This window comes from Flavobacterium sp. Root935 (assembly GCF_001429295.1).
Lineage (GTDB): Bacteria > Bacteroidota > Bacteroidia > Flavobacteriales > Flavobacteriaceae > Flavobacterium.
The window spans coordinates 966,768-989,222 of sequence record NZ_LMJL01000012.1; the positions used below are offsets into that span (position 1 = coordinate 966,768).

General features: G+C 33.7%; 18 protein-coding genes and 1 pseudogene. 8 read left to right on the forward strand and 11 right to left on the reverse strand.

Annotation, left to right across the window (positions count from 1 at the left end):
* Positions 1–32: 32 nt before the first annotated feature.
* Positions 33–596, reverse strand: coding sequence for a hypothetical protein (locus ASE40_RS18905; RefSeq protein WP_057118700.1), 564 nt, complete (start codon positions 594–596; stop codon positions 33–35).
* Between the two features lie 17 nt (positions 597–613).
* Between ASE40_RS18905 and ASE40_RS18910 the strand changes: the two are divergent.
* Positions 614–1,573 (forward strand): annotated as a pseudogene (locus ASE40_RS18910) (AAA family ATPase); the annotation flags it as partial.
* 50 nt (positions 1,574–1,623) lie between these two features.
* Here ASE40_RS18910 and ASE40_RS18915 read toward each other — a convergent pair.
* The 8 genes from ASE40_RS18915 to ychF all read right to left on the reverse strand — a co-directional run bounded on the left by ASE40_RS18915 (position 1,624) and on the right by ychF (position 12,311).
* The gene (locus ASE40_RS18915; RefSeq protein WP_057118702.1) at positions 1,624–4,341 is read right to left on the reverse strand and encodes a DNA gyrase/topoisomerase IV subunit A; all 2,718 of its coding nucleotides are present in this window, start codon (positions 4,339–4,341) and stop codon (positions 1,624–1,626) included.
* 57 nt (positions 4,342–4,398) lie between these two features.
* Positions 4,399–6,267, reverse strand: a complete 1,869-nt coding sequence (locus ASE40_RS18920; RefSeq protein WP_057118705.1) for a DNA topoisomerase IV subunit B — start codon at positions 6,265–6,267, stop codon at positions 4,399–4,401.
* 163 nt (positions 6,268–6,430) lie between these two features.
* Complete coding sequence (pncB, locus tag ASE40_RS18925; protein WP_057118707.1) at positions 6,431–7,606, reverse strand: nicotinate phosphoribosyltransferase; 1,176 nt, start codon at positions 7,604–7,606, stop codon at positions 6,431–6,433.
* Positions 7,607–7,652: 46 nt separating this feature from the next.
* Complete coding sequence (locus tag ASE40_RS18930) at positions 7,653–8,633, reverse strand: transglutaminase domain-containing protein (RefSeq protein ID WP_057118709.1); 981 nt, start codon at positions 8,631–8,633, stop codon at positions 7,653–7,655.
* Between the two features lies 1 nt (position 8,634).
* A complete protein-coding gene (locus ASE40_RS18935; RefSeq protein ID WP_057118711.1) occupies positions 8,635–9,159 on the reverse strand; it encodes an NADPH-dependent FMN reductase in 525 nt (174 codons plus the stop codon).
* 68 nt (positions 9,160–9,227) lie between these two features.
* Positions 9,228–10,148, reverse strand: coding sequence for a YihY/virulence factor BrkB family protein (locus ASE40_RS18940; protein WP_082586857.1), 921 nt, complete (start codon positions 10,146–10,148; stop codon positions 9,228–9,230).
* Positions 10,149–10,264: 116 nt separating this feature from the next.
* Complete coding sequence (locus ASE40_RS18945) at positions 10,265–10,942, reverse strand: TIGR02117 family protein (protein WP_057118713.1); 678 nt, start codon at positions 10,940–10,942, stop codon at positions 10,265–10,267.
* Between the two features lie 274 nt (positions 10,943–11,216).
* Positions 11,217–12,311 carry a redox-regulated ATPase YchF gene (gene ychF, locus ASE40_RS18950; protein WP_057118715.1) on the reverse strand — a complete coding sequence of 365 codons (1,095 nt, stop codon included), beginning with the start codon at positions 12,309–12,311 and terminating at the stop codon, positions 11,217–11,219.
* 294 nt (positions 12,312–12,605) lie between these two features.
* Between ychF and ASE40_RS18955 the strand changes: the two genes are divergently transcribed.
* Positions 12,606–15,239: a TonB-dependent receptor gene (locus tag ASE40_RS18955; protein WP_057119855.1), complete on the forward strand. Its 2,634-nt coding sequence runs from the start codon at positions 12,606–12,608 to the stop codon at positions 15,237–15,239.
* 99 nt (positions 15,240–15,338) lie between these two features.
* Here the strand turns inward: ASE40_RS18955 and ASE40_RS18960 are convergent, their stop codons facing one another.
* Positions 15,339–16,496, reverse strand: a complete 1,158-nt coding sequence (locus ASE40_RS18960; protein ID WP_057118717.1) for a hypothetical protein — start codon at positions 16,494–16,496, stop codon at positions 15,339–15,341.
* A gap of 168 nt (positions 16,497–16,664) precedes the next feature.
* Positions 16,665–17,015, reverse strand: coding sequence for a 4Fe-4S dicluster domain-containing protein (locus ASE40_RS18965; protein WP_057118719.1), 351 nt, complete (start codon positions 17,013–17,015; stop codon positions 16,665–16,667).
* A 136-nt stretch (positions 17,016–17,151) separates the two neighbouring features.
* On the opposite strand from ASE40_RS18965, the gene ASE40_RS18970 reads away from it, so the two are divergent.
* The 6 genes from ASE40_RS18970 to ASE40_RS18995 all read left to right on the forward strand — a co-directional run bounded on the left by ASE40_RS18970 (position 17,152) and on the right by ASE40_RS18995 (position 22,105).
* Positions 17,152–18,225 (forward strand): acyl-CoA reductase, encoded by a 1,074-nt coding sequence (locus ASE40_RS18970; protein ID WP_057118721.1) that lies wholly within the window; start codon positions 17,152–17,154, stop codon positions 18,223–18,225.
* A 93-nt stretch (positions 18,226–18,318) separates the two neighbouring features.
* Positions 18,319–19,389 (forward strand): 3-phosphoserine/phosphohydroxythreonine transaminase, encoded by a 1,071-nt coding sequence (serC, locus tag ASE40_RS18975; protein ID WP_057118723.1) that lies wholly within the window; start codon positions 18,319–18,321, stop codon positions 19,387–19,389.
* A gap of 144 nt (positions 19,390–19,533) precedes the next feature.
* The gene (locus tag ASE40_RS18980; protein WP_057118726.1) at positions 19,534–20,484 is read left to right on the forward strand and encodes a D-2-hydroxyacid dehydrogenase; all 951 of its coding nucleotides are present in this window, start codon (positions 19,534–19,536) and stop codon (positions 20,482–20,484) included.
* A gap of 103 nt (positions 20,485–20,587) precedes the next feature.
* A complete protein-coding gene (locus ASE40_RS18985; protein WP_057118728.1) occupies positions 20,588–21,151 on the forward strand; it encodes a DUF937 domain-containing protein in 564 nt (187 codons plus the stop codon).
* A 177-nt stretch (positions 21,152–21,328) separates the two neighbouring features.
* Entirely contained in the window at positions 21,329–21,766 is a 438-nt protein-coding gene (locus ASE40_RS18990; RefSeq protein WP_057118732.1) for a DUF6146 family protein, read from the forward strand.
* Between the two features lie 33 nt (positions 21,767–21,799).
* Positions 21,800–22,105 (forward strand): DUF6787 family protein, encoded by a 306-nt coding sequence (locus ASE40_RS18995; protein WP_057118734.1) that lies wholly within the window; start codon positions 21,800–21,802, stop codon positions 22,103–22,105.
* Positions 22,106–22,455 lie beyond the last annotated feature (350 nt).

Consider the following 22,455-nt stretch of genomic DNA (forward strand, 5'->3'; position numbering starts at 1 on the left):
CGCCGAAAATTATATTTTCGGCGTTCCTCTTTTTAGTCGACAAACATTCTATATGGAAATACATTTGACGATCTATTCTTAAGGTTTTTCATGAAGCTATCACAAAGATATTCCCATTCGGAATTTGATAAATGTTCCTTTTCTTCTGGGTTTATTTTTATGAAAATATCTACCGTTCGGCTAAAACCTGCTTTTACAGAAATTTCTTTTCGAGTTCCTTTTTCTATTTTAATATCGATAATAGAATTTTTAAAATGATTAAATCCAAACGCTTTGATATCTGCAAAAGTTACAATTCTGCCACGGGTTAGTAATGCATTTCTATAAGCTAAAATCCTGTCCTTATTATTCTGCTTATTTACACCTCCTACGGTATTAGTCATCAGGGTAACTTTATTGCTTACAAAAAATAAATCTTTGCAGTCTAAAGCTGTTCCTGCTTTAATGTCATTTCCTTCTTCTGCACAGGTTGACCAGTAATTGATAGAAAAATCTTTTCCGACACTTTCATCATTTTTAGGTTTAATCATTAAATATGGATCACTATTCTTAGAAAAATCGCTTTCTTTTGCCTGCTGCTCTACAGAAGCCAGCAATTGGTTGATTTGAAGGAATACCAGCAGGAAAATTAAACGAAGAAGAAAAACAAAAACTTAACAACATCGAGCAGGTTCTAAACCAAAGAGTAATTGGTCAGGATCATTGTATTGCAACAGTTGCAGGCTCAATTCTAGAATCACGATCTGGATTAAGTAAAGCTGGACAGCCGATCGCTTCTTTCTTTTTCTTAGGTCCAACAGGTACTGGTAAAACAGAATTAGCCAAAAGTCTAGCCGAATTTCTTTTTCAGGATGAGAATGCCATTATACGTTTTGACATGTCTGAATTTAAAGAAGAACATTCCGCAGCCTTGCTTTACGGTGCGCCCCCAGGGTACGTCGGGTATGAATCCGGTGGATTGCTCGTAAATAAAATTCGTCAAAAGCCATATTCAATAGTTTTATTTGATGAAATAGAAAAAGCGCATCCGTCTGTTTTTGATGTTTTTCTTCAAATTATGGACGAAGGAAAACTGCACGACCGACTAGGAAAAGAAGGTGATTTCTCTAATGCTATTATTCTTTTTACTTCGAATATTGGTGCAGACCATATTGTTGAAACTTTTAATAGTGGTAAAATTCCTTCGTCAACTTCTTTAATGGAAATTATGGCAAATTATTTCAGACCAGAATTTTTAGGACGTTTAACTGAAATTGTACCTTTTGCGCCTATCAGCAAAGAAAATGCGTTGAAAATATTTGAGATTCATTTGAAAAAAGAGTTTATGGATTTACTCAAAAACATCAATATTAAAGTCGATATTCCAATAGAAGCTAAACTTTATCTGGCTGAAAATGGGTATAATGCTAAATACGGAGCAAGACCGATTAAAAGTATCATTCGAACACATTTAAGAAGACCTTTAGCTAAGAAAATAATCTCAGGAGAAATAAAAGATGGAGATTCTGTTTCTGTAGTCATTGAAAACAATGAAGTAAAATGGATTAAAGAGGAATTTATCTCTCAAAATTAAACTGAATCTAACAAAAAAACGCTAAGATTATCTCTTAGCGTTTTCATTTTTTATTCTAAAACAAGGCCTATTTGCCCGTCATCATCTAATTCTGTTTCTACAGAATCATCTTCTGATATTTCAGGTTTCTCTGGAACTTCTTCAACTGGTTCGTCGTAAGGAAGCGGATCTAACAAATTAACTTGTTTTAATTTGTCAGTTGTCAACTGATTTCCTAGAGCCTTGAAGCCTTTTACAGCTATAAAATCTTCAACATCAATATGTAAATCTTCTTTTTGAACTCCTTTTACTTTTGCAAAAACCAATTGAGCCACAGGACGATAATCTGTCGACACAATTTCTAACTGCGAATTCGGGTGATCTGTAATAAAGCTTTCTTCCTTACCTTCATTCTCCACAAGAAAACGTTTCAAGAAATAGCGCTCTTTTTCTCCATCATAATAAATTGCCGAAATTGGCTTTTTAGGCTTCCATTTTTCCAAAACAATCATATCTTCTTCAAAATGAGTTGATAATTCTGGAATAATGACTTTTAATTTTCCTGACTGGCTAATTATTAAGATTTTATCTGTTGGTTTAAATTCTCCAAGCAGTTCTCCTCTTCCATCAACATTTAGACGTTTTACAGTATCATCAAACCAAACTTTTCTTGGCAGTAAAGTCGAAATTCCTTTTTCTTTTAATTCGATTTTCTTGATTGGATATTTTGTTACTAAATTTCCTTTTGATCCACGGCCTTTAATAGCCAGCTTAGCAAAATCAATATCGAATTTCAGTTTCTTAATGGTTCCTATTTGACGCAATAATATGGTTACAACCTCAGCTTCTCCATTTGGATTATGTGAAAAATAAACCACTTGCGAACCATTTGTTCCGTTTGTCAAATCGTATGCTTTGTCACGTGTTACCCCTGTCACATTAAAACGTTTGATATAAGACGGACCCGATTTACCATCACGGTACATCATGTTATAAATCGTACGTTTATCACTCTTATCAAAAACAGCAACATGAATTATATCTTTACCTATAAACGTTTTAGCGTCTACTTTTGTGATCATCATTGTACCATCTCGTAAAAACACAATTACATCATCAATATCAGAACAATCGGCAACGTATTCGTCTTTCTTTAAGCTGGTTCCAACAAAACCTTCTTCTCGGTTTACGTACAATTTGGTATTACGTAAAACTACTTTGGTTGCTTCGACATTATCAAAAACACGAAGCTCTGTCTGACGTTCACGACCTTTTCCGTATTTTTCTTTTAATTTGGTAAAATATGCAATTGCAAAATCTGTTAAATGCTCCAGATTATGCTCGACTTCTTTCATTTCTTCTTCTAATCTAGAAATCAATTCATCGGCTTTATCCGAGTCAAAACGGGTAATACGAATCATAGGGATTTGAGTCAAACGCTGTAAATCCTCATCAGTGATTTCCCTAACGAATGATTTTTTGAAAGGCTCAAAACGATCGTATAAATATTTGTAAAGCGATTCTCTGTCTCCATACAACTTGAAATCAATATACATTTCTTCGCGAATGAATATCTTTTCTAAAGTAGAGAAATGCCATTTATTTTTTAATTCTTCTAAATGAATTTCTAATTCCTGACGAAGCAAATCTACGGTTCTGTGCGTTGAAATTTTCAACATTTCAGAAACCCCGATAAACAACGGTTTATTATCTTCAATCACACAGCCTAAAGGTGCAACAGAAGTTTCGCATGCTGTAAAAGCAAATAAAGCATCAATTGTTTTATCTGGAGAAACGCCTGGAAAAAGATGAATCAAAATCTCAACATCGGCTGCTGTGTTGTCTTCAATTTTCTTGATTTTGATTTTACCTTTATCATTGGCTTTCAAAATACTATCAATTAAACTTGATGTATTGGTCGAAAACGGAATCTGCGTAATTACCAATGTATTTTTGTCTAATTGCGAAATCTTAGCACGTACACGCACACGTCCGCCACGCATTCCGTCATTATAATTGGAAACGTCGGCAATACCTGCCGTCATAAAATCAGGGTAAAGTGTAAAAGGCTTTCCTTTTAAAATCTTGATCGAAGCATCAATTAACTCGTTGAAGTTGTGAGGCAGCACTTTTGTAGAAAGTCCAACTGCAATACCTTCTGCACCTTGTGCCAAAAGCAATGGGAATTTTACTGGAAGATTGTTTGGTTCTGCACGACGACCATCATACGAAACTCCCCAATCTGTAATTTTTGGAGAATATAAAACCTCCAACGCAAATTTAGATAAACGTGCCTCAATGTAACGCGAAGCTGCCGCTCCGTCGCCTGTTAAAATATTACCCCAGTTTCCCTGGCAGTCAATTAGTAAATCTTTTTGACCAATCTGTACCATAGCGTCACCAATACTCGCATCTCCGTGTGGGTGATACTGCATGGTGTGCCCTACTACATTGGCAACTTTGTTATATCGACCATCATCCAGCTCTTTTAAAGAGTGCATAATACGACGCTGAACAGGTTTAAATCCGTCCTCGATAGCAGGAACTGCACGTTCCAGAATTACATACGAAGCATAATCCAAAAACCAGTCTTTGTACATTCCCGTTACTTTTGTAATAACGTCTTCGCCTTCTTCTTCTTGGTTTTCGTAAAAATGCTGTCCTTCAAAATGCTTAGCATCTACATCGATAATCTCATCTTCATCTCCATCCTGATTATCCATCAGGTTTTCATCTGAATTATTCTCGTCGTCGTTTGGAATTATGTTATCGTCTTCTTCGTCTTTCATATATTTTGTTCAGTATAACTACTAAAAAATTCTTCTATAATTCTTTTATTCTTTCTTCTAAACCTCTACCAACTCATCAATCTCCACCTTCAAATTCTTGATAATAAAATCTTGTCTGTCTGGAGTATTTTTCCCCATATAGAAAGATAATAATTGCTCAATAGAAGTGTTTTTATCCATCATAACAGGATCAAGGCGAATGGTTTCTCCAATAAAGTTTTTGAACTCATCTGGCGAAATCTCCCCCAAACCTTTAAATCGGGTGATTTCTGGTTTTGGTTTTAGTTTTTCAATGGCTTCTTTTCTTTCTTCTTCAGAATAACAGTAAATGGTTTCTTTTTTGTTTCGAACCCTGAAAAGAGGCGTTTGCAAAATGTACAAATGCCCTTCTTTAATTAATTCTGGAAAAAACTGTAAAAAGAAAGTAATCAAAAGCAAACGAATGTGCATTCCGTCGACATCGGCATCGGTTGCGATTACGATGTTGTTGTAACGTAATTTTTCCAGTCCGTCTTCGATATCCAAGGCTGCCTGAAGTAAGTTGAATTCTTCATTCTCATACACAATTTTCTTCGTCATTCCGTAAGAATTCAAAGGCTTACCACGCAAACTGAAAACGGCTTGCGTATTCACGTCGCGTGACTTTGTAATTGATCCAGAAGCCGAATCTCCCTCGGTAATAAAAAGTGTGCTTTCTAAGTTTCTTGGGTTTTTGGTATCTGGAAGATGCGCGCGGCAGTCTCTTAATTTTTTATTATGAAGATTGGCCTTTTTAGCACGATCTGTAGCCAGTTTTCTAATTCCTGATAATTCTTTACGTTCGCGTTCTGCCTGCAGAATTTTACGCAATAAAGCTTCGGCAGTCGGTGGGTTTTTATGTAAATAATTATCTAATTTGGTTTTAATGAAATCATTTACGAAAGTACGAACAGAAACAGGAGGTGTTCCATCATCTGAACCCATATCTGTAGAACCTAATTTTGTTTTGGTCTGAGACTCAAAAACAGGTTCCATTACTTTAATACTAATCGCACTCACAATCGATTTTCTTACATCTGATGCCTCGAAATTCTTATTGTAAAATTCACGAATTGTTTTTACAACAGCTTCACGATAGGCCGCTAGGTGCGTTCCTCCCTGCGTTGTATTCTGACCGTTCACAAAAGAGTGATATTCTTCGCTGTACTGCGTTTTACTGTGTGTTAACGCAACTTCGATATCATGCTCTTTTAAATGAATAATTGGGTATTCTAAATCTTCTTCGCTAATTGTCTCTTCTAATAAATCCCGAAGTCCGTTTTCTGAATAATATTTTTCTCCGTTAAAAATAATCGTCAAACCATTGTTTAAGTAACAATAGTTTTTGACCATTTTGATCACATATTCTAAACGGAATTTATAGTTTTTGAAGATCGTTTCATCTGGCGTAAAAGTCACTTTGGTTCCTTTACGTTTTGTTGTATCAATTACATCTTCTTCTGAAACTAAATTTCCTGCAGAAAACTCCGCCGCTTTTTGTTTATCGTCACGAACAGATTCTACACGGAAATAATTGGAAAGCGCATTTACCGCTTTTGTTCCGACACCATTCAAACCAACTGATTTTTGGAAAGCTTTAGAATCGTATTTTCCACCTGTATTCATTTTCGAAACTACATCGACAACTTTTCCTAACGGAATTCCACGTCCGTAATCACGAACGGAAACCGTTTTATCCTTGATTGTCACTTCAATAGTTTTTCCAGAGCCCATTACGAACTCATCGATACAGTTATCTAAAACCTCTTTTAAAAGAATGTAAATACCATCGTCTGGAGAAGAACCGTCCCCCAACTTTCCGATGTACATCCCTGGACGCATACGAATATGTTCTTTCCAGTCGAGTGATCGAATATTATCTTCGGTATATTGATTTTGCTCTAGCATAAGGTGAATTGGATTTTTGGCTAATGTACCATTTATCGGTAAAAAATGAAAGCGTATTTTTTTTTTGTTATGAATAATAACAGTTTAAAAATCTATTTAAATTGATTTTAAAATAAAACGGACGCTAAAATTATCAAAAAACTGCATTTTCAGCAAAAAAATACTATTTGATTCCGAGTACTTGTTTTGCCAAAGTAATCATTTCGGGAGTTCCAGTATTTTTATTTTTTTCGTCAGAAAGCTTTACTACGCCCTGCCAATGTATATTATCGGGTTTTGTGTCGGTTAATTTGATAACCATATTCATGGCAGGAAGACCAACATCATTAGTGAAATTTGTTCCAATTCCAAATGACGTTTTGATTTTGTCCTGACAAAAATCGACAATCTTTTTTACTTTATCGTAATTCAATGAATCTGAAAAAACAATAGCTTTCGATTTGGGATCAATTCCCATTTTAACGTAATGCGAAATCACTTTTTGGGCAAATTCGATTGGGTCGCCGCTGTCATGTCGGACACCATCAAAAAGTTTGGAATATTTTTTATCAAATTGATTGAAAAATATCTCTGTAGTGTAAGTATCTGTTAAGGCAATTCCGAGGTCGCCTCCATAAACTTGCGTCCAATGTTCTAAACTTATAGAATTGGCCATTTTAAAGCCATATTGTGCGGCATGAAACATAAACCATTCATGGGCATGCGTGCCTAAAGGCCTTCTGTTATTGACCATTGCAAAATGCACATTACTGGTGCCAATAAAACTTTGTCCGCCGTATGTCTTCAAAGTTTCATTTACCAAATCATGTACATCATACGAATGACGGCGTCTTGTGCCGAATTCTAAAACCGAAACTCCTAATTTATTGTAATTGTCAATTTTCTCTTTTGTCAAATCTTTTATCGCTTCATCATTCAATCGAGTTAAATGATTTGACTTGTAAAAAAGTTCTGAAATCAAAGCCATCAAAGGTACTTCCCACAAAATGGTTCTGTACCAAAATCCTTCAACAGTAACTTTTATTTCTGAACCTTCCTGGCTAATCTGCACTTCAGATGGATCAAAACTATAACCTTGCAGAAAATCTAAATAAGTTGGATCAAGATAAGGGCAATAATGTGATAAATAACTTTTTTCTTCTTTCGTTAACCGAAGATCTGCCATTGCATCTACCGAACTGCGAAGTAAATCTGCGAAACCGGCTGGAAAAATATGTTTTCCTCGATTTATAAATCCGTAACGAACTTTTGCCTTAGGAAAAAGCTTTATTACAGCATGCTGCATTGTAAATTTGTAGAAATCATTGTCTAAAATAGATTTCAGGAAAGTTGTTTCCATAGCTTTTTAATTCGAATCATTACTTGCTAAGATACGTCAATTAAATCTATTTTGGAAGTATTTTGAAAGACACAACACTACTCGTATTTACAAAAATAGTAATATAGTCTCCTACGTTATTATCAATAAGAATTTGAAATTCTAAACCGCCTCGTTTCTCTTTTGGATTTTGAACTTTAACTGCCTGATTCTTTTTATTGAGATAAAAAACCTGATTTGATTTTGAAACATTTTTGATTTCAAAATCGATTTTATCTCCTCTCCTAACCTCTAAAATTCCAGAATCTGGAGCTTTTATTTTATAATCTTCCTCGATTGTTTTATTATAAATTAAAGGCCCGTTTAAGAAATCTTCTTTGCTTAATCTATTTCCTAAAAAAGAACCCGAATCTGGAAAATGTTTAGCAAAGAAATAATCGGGATCTGTATCGAAATAAATAGGCGCAAAATCATTTACCATTCTGCCTTTACTGCTGTCATAGTAACCCTGCCCCCAAGTTACATCAATTAAACGCCACTTTTTATCAATCAAAACCATATTCCAGGCATGATTAGAAGATGTTGTTTTTCGCCCAATATCACGAACTGAAGTTTTAGAATCTCCACGGATTATTTCACATTTAATTCCCACTAAAGAAGCCAAATGCTGATACAAAGCCGTAAAGCCTTCACAAACTGCTTTTTTTGAAGTAAATGCTTTCTGAATCAAATCATCATTCATCTGTTTTATTTTTCGCTGCTTTTCGGCTTCTGAAGAATAGGTAAAACCGCGCACTCTTGGCGGATTCAAATAAGCATTATAATCGTATTTTATATTGAGAGCAATCCAAGTGTAAATAGCACGTGCGCGATCATAATCCGAATTAAAATCATTCTCGATTTTATCGGCTAACTTTTCTGTGGTATTAAAGCTTTTAGGATATTTTGCAACGATTCTATCTACTTCACTAAGCTTTTGTGCGAAAGTAAAATTTAGAAAAAAGATATGCAGAAAAAGAAATACAAAAGCAGTTTTGTGTATTCTCATTTTAAAAACAATCTTTGATAATATCTCTTAATTCTTTGTCTAATTCGGCATTAGAAATTTGATTTTTCTCTAAATCAAAATTGGCATTAAATGCCGGAAGCGAAAATGAAGCTTTAATTTCTGCACCATATCTTGGCAAAGCATTACGAGCTATTTCTAAAACAGATGCCCCGCCTCTTGTTCCAGGTGATGTCGCCATTAAGAGCATTGGCTTTTTCTGAAAGACTTCTTTATTAATTCTCGAGCTCCAATCGAATATGTTTTTAAATGCAGTTGAATAATTGTTATTGTTTTCTGCCAATGAAACCACTAATACATCTGCGCTTTCTATTTTGGCAAGAAATGCTTTTGCAAGTTCATGCTGACCGATTTCTTTCTCAGTATCAACGCTGAAAATAGGCATTTCAAAATCGTTTAAATCTAAAACTTCAACCTCAGCATTTTCAAATAAACTTGATGCATAAGTTGCTAAACGTTTATTGATTGAATGCTGGCTGTTACTTCCTCCAAAGGCTATTATTTTCATATTCGTGGTATTTATTTTATTTTAGTAACAAAGTTCTTGCCACATATTTTAAAGATCAAAATTTGCGGCTAAGCATTATTATCGATTTCGTAAATCTCTTTTTGAATCTCAACTGAATATTCGTTAGGATAAATTTTTCCGCCGTACGATTTTGCGTATACTTTGGTAAATTCTGCTCCAAAATACAGAATAATTGCCGAATAATAAACCCAAACCAAAATTATTATAACAGATCCCGCAGCACCGTAAACAGAGGCTACTGTAGAACTTCCTAAATAAAAACCGATAGCAAATTTACCAATCATAAAAAGCACCGCTGTAACTCCAGAACCTATAAAGGCATCTTTCCATCTTATTTTTCCGTCTGGAAGAGTTCTAAAAATTATGGCAAAAAGAAGGGTAATACTAGCCAGTACAAGTACAACATTTACCACATAAAACAAGTAAACCGTACTCTCTGGAAAATATATTTTTAAGCGCGAGCTCACTAAATCTAAAGTTGTATTTACTAAAAGACTCACCAGCATTAAAAAACCTACTGATGCTATCATCGAAAAAGACATTAATCTATTTTGAATAAACTTCTTAACTCCTTTATCTGGCTTGGCGCGTAACCCCCAAATAAAATTAATAGAACTTTGTATTTCGGCAAAAACCCCCGACGCTCCAATCAATAACATCACAATTCCGAAGATGGTTGCAAACATATTATCACCAGATAATTGAACATTTTTTATCGCTTCCTGAATTTGACCCGCTGCACTATTACCAACCATGCCATTTATTTGTCCATATAATTGACCCGTTACCGCATCTTCTCCAAAGAAAAAACCACAAATAGTAATGATAATAATCAACAAAGGAGGCAATGCAAATATGGTATAATAAGATAAAGCGGCACTTAGCTTGATAGCATTGTCATCGTTGAATTCTAAAAAGGTGTTTTTCAATAGAAACCATGACTTGGAGAATATATTTTTGATTTTCATTTGCTGATTTTTTGAGATACTCTCAAATTTACGCATTAATCAAAATCTTAAATTCTCGTTTTTTAGTGGAATCTTATATTTTTTCCATGTTAGTTTAAGATTAAAAAGCAGAATATTTATTGATAATGACAAAAAATCCCTTTATCATAAACCGTCCATAAACTTGCTTTTTGATTGGCGGCTTTCAAAGCAGAATTTGCCCAAGTATTGCAGGTATAAAAAAGACTGTAACTTCCTTTTGCTTCATAAAAAGCATCTTTTTTTCCGTAGCTGTGACCTTCAATCCATTCCGGGTGAATTGGATCGCTGAAGCTATCTGAAATATAATCAACCAGACTTTGATAATTTTCTTTTGAAATCAAAATGCGCTTACAATCATCACCTTCTTTTAATTGTTTAAAAAATGTAGTATGCATAGCTGACGAACTTACTCCAAAAGCTGCTTTTAAAGCTGTGCTGGCTTTTAAATCTGACCATTCTGGAGTATCGAGATAAAAACCTTTGTCGCCCCAGCCAAAAGCGATAAAATTCATTAGTGAATCTTTGGATTGAGTTTGACTGAATTGAATTTCGTTTCGCCAATCTTTAATTTCATTTTTTATCGGAACGACAATATCGGTATGAACACCGTTTGAAAGTATGTAAATGGGAATTGCATTTTGTTCCTCAACTTTTGCAACATCTGAATTGACTGTAATCTTAGAAATGAAATAAACAGAAACCACATAAAGAACAAGAAAAGTGAAGATTCCGAAAAGTGTCCAGCCCAGAAATTTGAAGGTTTTTTTTAGCATTTTTGATTAATTGATTTTAGATTAGTAATTGGTTATTTTTTCTGTAACCAATTTTTGAGCCAAAAATTTTACTTCCTGAAGATACTACACGGATTTTACGGATTCGCTTTCGCGAAAGCGCGGATTTTACACGGTTTTTTTTGTTTTATTTTGTAGAAAAATCAAAATACAGACGCATAGTGAAGGCTCACTCTTAAAAATAAAAAAACTGCTGAATTTCTCCAACAGTTTTAAATCTATTTTCTTGTTTCTTTCTTCTATTATCTAAAAAAAATTAAACGTTGAAACGGAAGTGCATTACATCACCATCTTTTACTACGTATTCTTTTCCTTCCACTTTAAATTTTCCAGCTTCTTTTGCTTTTGCTTCAGAACCGTATTGAACGTAATCATCGTATGAAATAACCTCAGCACGAATGAAACCTTTTTCAAAATCTGTATGAATAACTCCAGCTGCTTGAGGTGCTGTAGCTCCAATATTGATAGTCCAGGCACGAACTTCTTTTACACCTGCTGTAAAGTATGTTTGTTGTTTTAGCAATTTGTAAGCTGCACGAATTAAAACTGAAGCTCCAGGTTCTTGTAATCCCATATCTTCTAGGAAAACCTGACGCTCTTCATAACTTTCTAATTCTGTAATATCAGCCTCTGCTCCTACTGAAAGCACAATAACTTCAGCATCTTCATCTTTTACTAACTCACGAACTTGATCTACGTATTTGTTTCCGTTTACGGCAGAATTTTCATCAACATTACAAACATACAAAACTGGTTTTGCAGTAATTAACTGAAAAGATTCCATTAAAACTTCTTCGTCATTACTTTGAGGAGTAATAGTACGAGCCGATTTAGCCTGCAATAATGCTTCTCTGATTCTGTCTAAAAGTGCTTTTTCAGTCTGCGCTTCTTTATTTCCAGTTTTAGCGGCACGATTTACTTTTTCCAAACGTTTTTCAACAGTTTCTAAATCTTTTAGCTGTAATTCGATATCAATAGTTTCTTTATCACGAATTGGATTTACATTTCCGTCAACGTGAACAATATTATCATTGTCAAAACAACGTAAAACGTGAATGATAGCATTACACTCTCTAATGTTTCCTAAGAACTGGTTTCCAAGACCTTCACCTTTACTTGCTCCTTTTACCAAACCTGCAATATCTACGATATCTACAGTTGCCATTTGAACGCGTTCTGGTTTAACCAATTCTTCCAATTTGTTGATTCTTGGATCTGGAACGTTTACAACACCAATATTAGGTTCGATTGTACAAAACGGAAAGTTGGCACTTTGCGCTTTTGCATTAGATAAACAATTAAATAATGTTGATTTTCCAACATTTGGTAATCCTACAATTCCTGCTTTCATCTGTTTGTTTCTATATTATTTATTCGGTCTTTATTTAATTAGACCTAAAACATTAAACGTTGTAATTTAATGCCTTATGATTTACGTTTTTCTTGGTTTCTGCCAAAATGATATTTTTTGGCTTTAAAATTTTGCAAATATAAGATTTAATAGCTCTTGCACGAAGTAAAAATGTTCAATAATATAATTTTAAGAGCATTCTTTAAAATTTTTAAACATTTTATTAATTTTTTGTTAAAAAACACTACTTTTATAAAACTAATCAACAAAAAACAAATCAAAAAACCAATAACCATGAGAAAGATTGCATTATTTTTATTTCTGCTGAATTCAGCATTTCTTTTTGCACAAAAAGAAGTCTCGGGTCTTGTAAAAGACAAAACTGGTAATCCACTGCCTGGCGTTAATATTATTGAAAAAGGAACTTCGAATGGAGTATCAACCGATTTTGAAGGTAGTTTTAGAATAAAAGTAAAAGATGGTGTAACATTAGTTTTTAGTTATGTCGGATTTGGAACTGTTGAAAAAACTGTTTCTGGAGATAAATTAGATATCGTTTTAACGGAAAGTGAAGGTCAAATTTTAAATGACGTTGTTGTCGTTGGTTCTAGAAATGCGAAAAGAACCGTTGTAAATTCGGCTGTTCCAATTGATGTAATCAATGTAAAGGACGTTACGACACAAAGTGGAAAAATTGAAATCAACCAATTATTACAATATGTAGCGCCGTCATTTAATGCCAATAAACAATCTGGTTCTGACGGCGCCGATCACGTTGATCCTGCTTCTTTAAGAGGTATGGGGCCTGATCAGACTTTGGTTTTGATTAACGGAAAAAGAAGACATCAATCTTCATTAATTAATTTGTTCGGAACACGCGGACGCGGTAATACGGGAACCGATTTGAACGCAATTCCTGCTGCGTCCATTAAAAGAATTGAGATCCTGCGAGACGGAGCATCTGCACAATATGGTTCTGATGCGATTGCCGGGGTTATCAATATTGTTACTAATGATAATGTAAACGAACTTACTGGCTCTATCACTTATGGCGTTTTTAATACTCACGCAAAAGGTGATTTCCTGCCGGGAACACCAAATACCGAAGGTTTTCGATTGGATAAGAATGGAAACGGAAATTCATACGGAAAGGATCAGGATTTTGATGGAGGTTCTGTAAGGGTTGCGGCAAACTACGGAACAGCAATTGGCAGTAAAGGTGGTTATGTAAATATTACTGGAGAATTTTTAAACAAAAATAAAACATTAAGACCTGCTTATGATTTTAGAAAAGGTTTTGGTGATGCTGAAATGCAGGGTGTAAATTTATTTGCAAATCTTGCTATTCCGATTTCTGACAAAACTGAGTTTTATGCTTTTGGAGGAAGTAATTTTAGAGATACTGACGCTTACGCTTTTACTAGAAATGACGGCGAAAGAGTTGTAGAATCTGTTTACCCAGGCGGTTACACTCCGAGAATTACTTCTAAAATTAATGACAATTCGGTTGCTGCGGGAATTAGAACAGAAACTTCTGGAGGCTGGAAATTTGACTTAAGCAATACTTTTGGTAAGAATAAATTTCAATACGAAATAAAAGGAACGATCAATGCTTCTCTCGAAGAAAATTCGCCGCTCCAATTTGATGCAGGTGGACACAGTTTACTTCAAAACACAACCAATTTTGACATTTCAAAAAATTACGGGGATGTTTTAAGTGGCTTAAATATTGCTTTTGGAACAGAATTTAGAGTTGAAAAATTCGAGATTTTTGCTGGTGAAGAAGGTTCTTATACCACTTACGACACCAACGGACAGCCTATAACAGATCCGACTACACAAAGTGCCCCAATTGACCCAATCTCTGGCGAACCAAGACCAGGAAGTTCACAAGGTTTTCCTGGATATAGTCCGGCAAATGAAGTGAATAAAGATCGTACTAACTTCTCTCTTTATGCAGATGCAGAATTGGATGTTACAGAAGCCTTAATGTTCAGCGGTGCCGTTCGTTTTGAAAATTATAGTGATTTCGGAAGTACTGTAAACGGAAAATTAGCTTCAAGACTTAAAATTACAGATCATATTAATGCCAGAGGATCTATTAGTACTGGATTCCGTGCACCATCTTTAGCTCAGATTTACTATAACTTACGTTTCACTAATTTTAATGCCAGCGGTGCAACCGAAGTTTTACTGGCTCCAAATGACAGCCCTGTAACTAGAGCTTTTGGAATTGATAAATTGAACGAAGAAAAAGCAGTAAATGCTTCTTTAGGCTTTACAGCTTCGTTTGGTGATTTTACTGCAACAATTGACGGATATTATATCCAAGTTAAAGACCGTATTGTTCTTACTGGATATTTTGACGCAAGTGCATTAAATCTTGGTGTTTCTGAAGCGCAATTTTTTGCAAATGGTGTAGACACAAGCACTCATGGTTTGGATATCGTTTTTTCTTGGAAGAAACAATTTGACTTTGGACAGTTTGGCGCAACGTTAGTTGGAAACATTAATGATATGAAAATTGACAAGGTTAAAAATGGCGCTTTAGACGAAGCAACTTTCTTTGGAAAACGCGAAAAAGCCTTTTTATTAGCTTCTGCTCCAGATAATAAATTCGGATTAAACCTTACTTATACTAAAAATAAATTTGATGCAGGATTGGCTTTTACACGTTTCAGTAAAGTCGTTTTGGTAGATTACGCAGATGAAGATGATGTTTACAATCCGAGATTAATTACTGATTTAACTGTTGGATATCAATTTACTAAAAGCTTGAAATTAACTCTTGGAAGCAACAACTTATTCAATGTTTATCCAACAAAACAAGATGAACAAGGAAATACAGAAGCTGGAGGTTATTGGGATGCTGTACAAATGGGTTTCAGCGGTGCGTATTACTATGCAAGACTTGGATTTAATTTTTAATGCATAATGGCTTCGAATTCAGCCTGACAATAGATTATCAATAATCATAAATAAAAAATCCTGAACAATTAAGTTCAGGATTTTTTTCTGTTTATATAATTACAATTTAAATTCTAAAGAGGCAATAATTGCTTTTTCTTCATCAGTAGCAGTAAAACCAGAAATATCCCAATAATTAGTTAAGATTTTATTTCGTTTATTAAAAAGGGATTTTTCTTTAAAGACATCACTTTCGCTATACGTGAAGTTTTGTTTATTAAAACCTGTCGTCACAAAACTATTTCTGACTTGAATATTTTTGGCTTTATCTTTTAAAATCACAGTATATCCAATTTCTTCATTAGAACTTAGCAGATAATAATCGGTTCCATCCCAGCGATAATTCACTTTTACAAACGATTTGGTAATATTTTTGTCTCCAACCTTTGTTTTATCTTCTATTTTATCAAGACTCGTCGCAGTTACAGATATAGTAAATTCTAAAATTATTTTTTTTACTGGATCATAAATAATCTCAAAATTATCGACTGCCTCTTTAGCTTTATCCAGCGGATTAACCGACATTACGTAATACTCTTTATTTTTAGCATGCCCTTTAATAGTAAAATCATATTCTTTCTTTGCTTTTGAATCTAACAAAGGTTCAAAATATTTAAAATTCGAATAATTTTCCATTATATTATTCAAATTATATCCCATTAAATCTGCGCTTACATCTGTTTCCAGTAATCCGTAAGAGCGATTTTGTTCTACCAATAAAGTGGTTGTGTTATTTTTATTGAATTGAAAATTAACCAATCCGTCATTATAATAGGAATATTGGTTGTCGAGCATAAAAAATTCTCGAACATAAACTTTTAATCGATGTGAAATACTTATTTTATCTTTTGAATTTGAAACTATTTTTTGAAGTGTTTTTTGAGGATTTTCTTTTGATACAACAACCTCATCTAAGTTTTCTTTCTTGTTTTTGAGGTAAACTGTAAACTCATTTTCTTTTAAAGAAGCCCAGCGCATTGTCAGATTTTCATAATTCATTTCTGAAACCTGCACATTTGAGCCGCCGTTTAAAACAAATGTAACTTTACCATCTTCGTTAGTCAGCAAAACTTGTTTGGTTTTTAATACAACCACAGTAGCATTTTCGATTGGCTGTAAAGTTTCAATATCTTTTACAAGAATAGAATACTCTTCACTTTGTGCAAAAACGCTTACATTGTTGAGTAATACGACAAATAAAAGTAGTAGTTTCTTCATAGGCGTTATTAAATTTTCAACTAAAGTATTAAATTTTTGTTAATAAATCAATACTCAAAAATAAATCATTAGTTATCAATACAATAAGATTCCGAAAATATTTCAATTTTAAGCAAAAAAAATCCTGAGCATAAACTCAGGATTATATTTTAAATAACTTTAAAGTAATTATTCTCCGTGTAAAAACGCTTGTCTTTGTAACAAAGTTTCTTCGTCTTCTACGTGATTATCATCTGGCACACAACAGTCTACCGGACAAACCGCAGCACATTGAGGCTCATCGTGGAAACCTTTACATTCTGTACATTTGCCTGGCACGATATAGTAAACCTCGTCAGAAATTGGAGTTTGAGCATCGTCTGCATCAACTTCAGTTCCGTCAGGTAAAACTATCTTTCCAGTAAGACTTGTTCCATCTTTATATCTCCAGTCATCTGCTCCTTCATATATTGCTGTATTCGGGCACTCTGGTTCGCAGGCCCCGCAGTTTATGCATTCGTCAGTTATTATAATTGCCATCTTTTTCGTAGTTACATGTTAAAAGTTATAAGATTTGAGTTTAAAATATCAAAGATTTGAATCTACTTTGCCTTATAACGTAATATAGCTTATTTTTGTGCAAAATTACAATCAAAACAATTCATAAGCAAACATTATGACATTAGAAACAAAAAAAAGTGTTTTTGTTGAATTAGGAAAATTTTTAAGTCAGTTTTCTGAAGAGCAATCGGTGCAAAAATCTGACGTTTTATATAATGATATCTTTTTTGAAGATTTTAAAAGTCTCATACATTTATCCCAATCCCATAACGGATGGTATACTCCTGAACAGGTTTATTTCGCATTACAGTCTTGGGCAGAAGCTTTAACAGAAGAAAACCTCGAAAAATGGCTTTCTCAATACGAAACTGACTTCGCTCAAAATGACAGCAGAGAAAAAACTGTTGCTTTAATATTAGCTGGAAATATTCCTTTAGTGGGCTTTCATGATTTTTTATCGGTTTTAATTACAGGCAATAAAGCTTTAATAAAAACATCATCAAACGATCAGCATTTACTGCCTTTTTTGGCCAAGTATTTAATTGCTGTAGATGAAAGTTTGAAAGATAAGATCACTTTCGTGGAAGGAAAACTAGAAAATTTCGATGCTGTAATTGCTACAGGAAGCAACAATACTTCTCGCTATTTCGAATACTACTTTAAAGATAAGCCTTCGATTATTCGCAAAAACCGAAATTCAGCGGCTATTTTAACGGGTAAAGAAACCCATGAAGAATTAGAACAATTAGGCGAAGATATTTTTAGATATTTTGGTTTAGGATGCCGAAATGTTTCTAAACTTTTTGTCCCAAAAGGATATTCTTTTGATGCCTTCTTTCAGGCCATTTTCAAATATCAGGATGTTATTCATTATGAAAAGTATGCTAATAATTACGATTACAATAAAGCTGTATTTTTAATGAGTAATTTTAAATTGTTAGACAATGGTTTTCTAACCTTGAAAGAAGATTCGAGCTATGCCTCTCCTATTTCGAGTGTTTTTTATGAATATTATGAAAACCTTGAAGAACTTCAAAAACGCCTTGAAACCGATTCAGAGCAAATTCAATGCATTGTTGGTACCAATTTAACAAGTGACACTATTGCATTCGGAGAAACGCAAAAACCTCAATTGTGGGATTACGCAGATAATGTCGATACTATAACGTTTTTGTTAACAACAAAGTAATAAAATGTTTAATTATTTCGAATATTTTAACGCTTTTTCGGCTCTTATTACCGAAATTTGCGTCTTTAAAATTTTCGACTATTAACAACAACCATGAAAAAACACAACTACAGCGCAGGACCAAGTATTTTACCTCAGGAAGTTTTTGAGAAAGCATCAAAAGCAATTTTAAATTTTAATGATTCAGGATTATCTATTCTTGAAATTTCGCACAGAAGCAAAGATTTTGTTGCTGTTATGGAAGAAGCTCGATCCCTTGCTTTAGAATTATTAGGACTTCAAGGAAAAGGTTATCAAGCTTTATTTTTACAAGGTGGTGCAAGTACAGCATTCTTAATGGCTCCATATAACTTAATGAAAGAAAATGGAAAAGCAGCTTATTTAGACTCAGGAACATGGGCAACTGCTGCTATTAAAGAAGCTAAACTTTTTGGAGAAACTGTTATCGTTGGTTCTTCAAAAGACGACAATTATACTCATATTCCAAAAGGTTACGAAATCCCAGCTGATGCTGATTATTTCCACTGCACAAGTAATAACACCATTTTTGGAACTCAAATGAAAGATTTCCCAGCAACAAATATTCCTGTTGTATGCGATATGAGTTCTGATATTTTTTCACGCGAATTAGATTTTTCTAAATTTGATTTGATTTACGCTGGAGCTCAAAAAAATATGGGACCTGCTGGAACTACTCTTGTTGTGGTTAAAGAAGAAATCTTAGGCAAAAACGGAAGAACAATTCCTAGTATGTTAGATTATGCTAAACATATCAAAGCAGAAAGTATGTACAATACTCCTCCTGTTTTCTCTGTTTACGTTTCTCTTTTAACTTTACAATGGATCAAAGAAAAAGGCGGAATTGCTGCTGTTGAAAAATTAAACAACGCAAAAGCAGCTTTACTTTACGCTGAAATCGACAGAAACCCATTATTCAAAGGTGCAGCAGCAGTTGAAGATCGTTCGAATATGAATGTAACTTTCTTATTGAACAATCCAGATCATACAGCAACATTTGATGCTTTATGGAAAGAAGCAAATATCTCAGGATTACCAGGACACCGTTCTGTTGGTGGTTACAGAGCTTCTATCTACAACGCAATGCCAATCGAAAGCGTTCAGGTTTTGGTTGATGTAATGAAAGCGTTGGAAACTAAAGTTTAATCTTTTTTTCGGTTAATCGTTAATTCGTTTAACTGTTTAATCGTCAAAATGTTTCCTTTAGAAAAATATCAAAAAAGAAAAATCAAATAGCTGGTTTATCGATTAAACAAATAAACGATTTACCAAATAAACAATAAACACACAATGAAAGTATTAGCAAATGATGGAATTTCTAAAAGTGGAATTCTAGCCTTAGAAAAAGGCGGATTTGAAGTTATAACTACAAAAGTAGCTCAAGAACAAGTAGCTAACTATATAAATGAAAACAATATTGACGTAATTTTAGTTCGTAGTGCAACTAAAGTTCGTAAAGACATTATTGACGCTTGTCCTGGTATTAAAATTATCGGACGTGGTGGTGTTGGTATGGATAACATTGATGTTGACTATGCTAAAAGCAAAGGAATCCATGTAATCAATACTCCAGCTTCATCTTCAGAATCTGTTGCTGAATTGGTGTTTGGTCACTTATTTAATGGTGTACGTTTTTTACATGATTCTAACAGAAATATGCCTCTTGAAGGAGATACTAATTTTGACGGTTTGAAAAAAGCTTACGCTAACGGAACTGAATTAAGAGGTAAAACTTTAGGTATTGTTGGTATTGGCCGTATTGGCCAGGCTACTGCAAAAATGGCTCTTGGTTTAGGAATGAAAGTTATCGCTGCAGATAGTTTTATTCCAGAAGTAGATATTAAAGTTGAATTTTTCGACGGACAATCTATCACAACTAAAGTAGTTTCTCAATCTTTAGAATCTTTATTTAAAGAAGCTGATTTCATCACATTACACGTTCCTGCTCAAAATGGTTACATCATTGGAGAGAAAGAATTTGAAATCATGAAAGATGGTGTTGGAATTGTTAATTGTGCTCGTGGAGGTGTTATTGACGAGGTTGCTTTAGTAAAAGCATTAGATTCTGGAAAAGTTGCTTTTGCTGGATTAGATGTTTTTGAAAACGAGCCAAAACCAGAAATGGCAATTTTAATGCACTCTAAAATCTCTTTGACGCCGCACATTGGAGCTGCAACTGGAGAGGCACAAGATAGAATTGGTACAGAGCTAGCTTCACAAATTATTACTTTGTTAAGCTAATCAATTATAATTAAATCACTTACAAGGGATTTATTAACATCGTTTAATAAATCCCTTTCTTTTTTTTGTTTAAATTTGAGTTCTAATCTAAATCCTAAAAATCATGTTTGAACAATTAACCCAATTAGTACAACAATATGGAGGCGATGCAGTTGTAAACAATAACGCTGTTCCAAACGAACACAACGAAGCCGTAATCAATGAAACCAGTAGTTCTATTTTTGAAAGTCTAAAAAAGATTGTTTCTGAAGGCGGCACCGAACAAATTGCAGGATTGTTTAGCGGTAAAGAAGCTATTGATAGTTCAAATCCTGTAGTACAACAAATTCAACAACAATTAAGCGGCAGTCTTGGTCAGAAATTTGGACTAAGCAGTGCAGACTCAAACGGAGTTGCGTCTAATTTAATTCCGCAGATTTTAGGTTCTTTAGTTAATAAAGCAAAAGATCCAAACGATAATAGTTTTCAAATTTCTGACATCATCAATTCTATTTCAGGAAACAGCGGACAAGCTTCAGGAATAATGGATACAATTTCTAAATACGGAATGCAATTCGGTCTAGACCAAAACAACGACGGAAAAGTAGATGTTGCTGATGTTCTTGTAGTAACCAAAAGCAAAGGCGGTATAGCTGGATTTATTGGGAAATTGTTTGGAAGTAAATAGTCGTAAATAGTCTAAATACAAAGGTTCAAAGTGACAAAGGAACAAAGGCCTTAAGAAAACTCTAAAAACTGATTGCAAATTGTAATCAGTTTTTATTTTTATAAGTAAGAAGTTAAACCTTTGTGACTTTAAACATTTGTTCCTCTGAACCTTAAAAAAAATTCGTAAATTTAAATCATGAAAAAATGCGTTTCCATATTGATTGTAGTATTAACAGTAATTGCTTGTTCAACAGCTTCGCAGAATAATATTGCGAGCAATAATAATGTAGTAAACAAAAAAGGAAATGATACTGTTAGAATTGCAAACGATTCTTTAGAATACGAAGTGATAATTATAGATAATGGTTTCAATACTTGGTTGAATTCTCGTGCGCTGCCCAGACATTATTATACATTAAATTATCTCGAAAATAAAAATTATCAATATGTTGTGGAATGGAACATTCGAGCTTCACAACCCAATCGTTACAATCCGAATTTATACGAAATGACTATAGATTACCAACCGCAGATTCGTTATGGATACGAAGTGAATTATTTAATTTATAACTATATGATTTATTTTCAAAATACTTACAAACAAAAGCTCGCGGGGTATGTTCCGCAAAGATAATGTTAGTATATTTGTAATGGTTATAAATAAATAATGGACAGACTTAAAAAACGCTGGGGAATCACATCCAACCTACAAGCCATAATCATATTTATTGTTTTTGCTATCACTGGATCAGCATCTGCATGGATTTCTAGACCTTTCTGCGACTGGATCGGAATTTATAAAGAAGATTTCGGGGCTGTTTGGTTTACTTTAATCCGTTTATTAATCATTTTTCCTATTTACCAAGTTTTATTAGTTGCCATAGGAACCTTATTTGGTCAATTCCGTTTCTTCTGGAATTTCGAAAAGAAAATGCTCAAAAGAATGGGGCTTGGATTTCTTTTTAAAGATTAATTTTATTATTTCTTTTAAAACAAACCGTTCTGGTTAAGACCTATTCTTAATCACAATATTTTATTTATTTTAATTTCTTCAAGTCAATAAATCTTTTTCTCTCAAACCAATTCATTTTTACTCAATCCCTTTATTTATCTAATATAAACAATGTAAAAATTTATATAAAAAAAGTATAATCCGTTTTTTTTATATTAATTTACTACGAAAACAGCATACAGAACAGGATGGTGCAGGATAGTTTGTTTTGAAGTAATAATAATCTTTACAGTAGTGAAAATCGTTTTTTAAACCTGATAATCAGTTGTTTAAAATTATTTTCTAACTAAGATTATTTTACTTACTAACCA

What these genes read in the sequence shown, in the direction of transcription:
- ASE40_RS18985 (WP_057118728.1), top strand. Translation starts at nt 20,588, where the DNA reads ATGTTTGAACAATTAACCCAATTAGTACAACAATATGGAGGCGATGCA.
- ASE40_RS18995 (WP_057118734.1), top strand. Translation starts at nt 21,800, where the DNA reads ATGGACAGACTTAAAAAACGCTGGGGAATCACATCCAACCTACAAGCC.
- ASE40_RS18970 (WP_057118721.1), top strand. Translation starts at nt 17,152, where the DNA reads ATGACATTAGAAACAAAAAAAAGTGTTTTTGTTGAATTAGGAAAATTT.
- ASE40_RS18965 (WP_057118719.1), bottom strand. Translation starts at nt 17,015, where the DNA reads ATGGCAATTATAATAACTGACGAATGCATAAACTGCGGGGCCTGCGAA.
- ASE40_RS18920 (WP_057118705.1), bottom strand. Translation starts at nt 6,267, where the DNA reads ATGCTAGAGCAAAATCAATATACCGAAGATAATATTCGATCACTCGAC.
- ASE40_RS18960 (WP_057118717.1), bottom strand. Translation starts at nt 16,496, where the DNA reads ATGAAGAAACTACTACTTTTATTTGTCGTATTACTCAACAATGTAAGC.
- serC (WP_057118723.1), top strand. Translation starts at nt 18,319, where the DNA reads ATGAAAAAACACAACTACAGCGCAGGACCAAGTATTTTACCTCAGGAA.
- ASE40_RS18940 (WP_082586857.1), bottom strand. Translation starts at nt 10,148, where the DNA reads ATGAAAATCAAAAATATATTCTCCAAGTCATGGTTTCTATTGAAAAAC.
- ASE40_RS18955 (WP_057119855.1), top strand. Translation starts at nt 12,606, where the DNA reads ATGAGAAAGATTGCATTATTTTTATTTCTGCTGAATTCAGCATTTCTT.
- ASE40_RS18930 (WP_057118709.1), bottom strand. Translation starts at nt 8,633, where the DNA reads ATGAGAATACACAAAACTGCTTTTGTATTTCTTTTTCTGCATATCTTT.
- pncB (WP_057118707.1), bottom strand. Translation starts at nt 7,606, where the DNA reads ATGGAAACAACTTTCCTGAAATCTATTTTAGACAATGATTTCTACAAA.
- ASE40_RS18990 (WP_057118732.1), top strand. Translation starts at nt 21,329, where the DNA reads ATGAAAAAATGCGTTTCCATATTGATTGTAGTATTAACAGTAATTGCT.
- ychF (WP_057118715.1), bottom strand. Translation starts at nt 12,311, where the DNA reads ATGAAAGCAGGAATTGTAGGATTACCAAATGTTGGAAAATCAACATTA.
- ASE40_RS18935 (WP_057118711.1), bottom strand. Translation starts at nt 9,159, where the DNA reads ATGAAAATAATAGCCTTTGGAGGAAGTAACAGCCAGCATTCAATCAAT.
- ASE40_RS18945 (WP_057118713.1), bottom strand. Translation starts at nt 10,942, where the DNA reads ATGCTAAAAAAAACCTTCAAATTTCTGGGCTGGACACTTTTCGGAATC.
- ASE40_RS18915 (WP_057118702.1), bottom strand. Translation starts at nt 4,341, where the DNA reads ATGAAAGACGAAGAAGACGATAACATAATTCCAAACGACGACGAGAAT.
- ASE40_RS18980 (WP_057118726.1), top strand. Translation starts at nt 19,534, where the DNA reads ATGAAAGTATTAGCAAATGATGGAATTTCTAAAAGTGGAATTCTAGCC.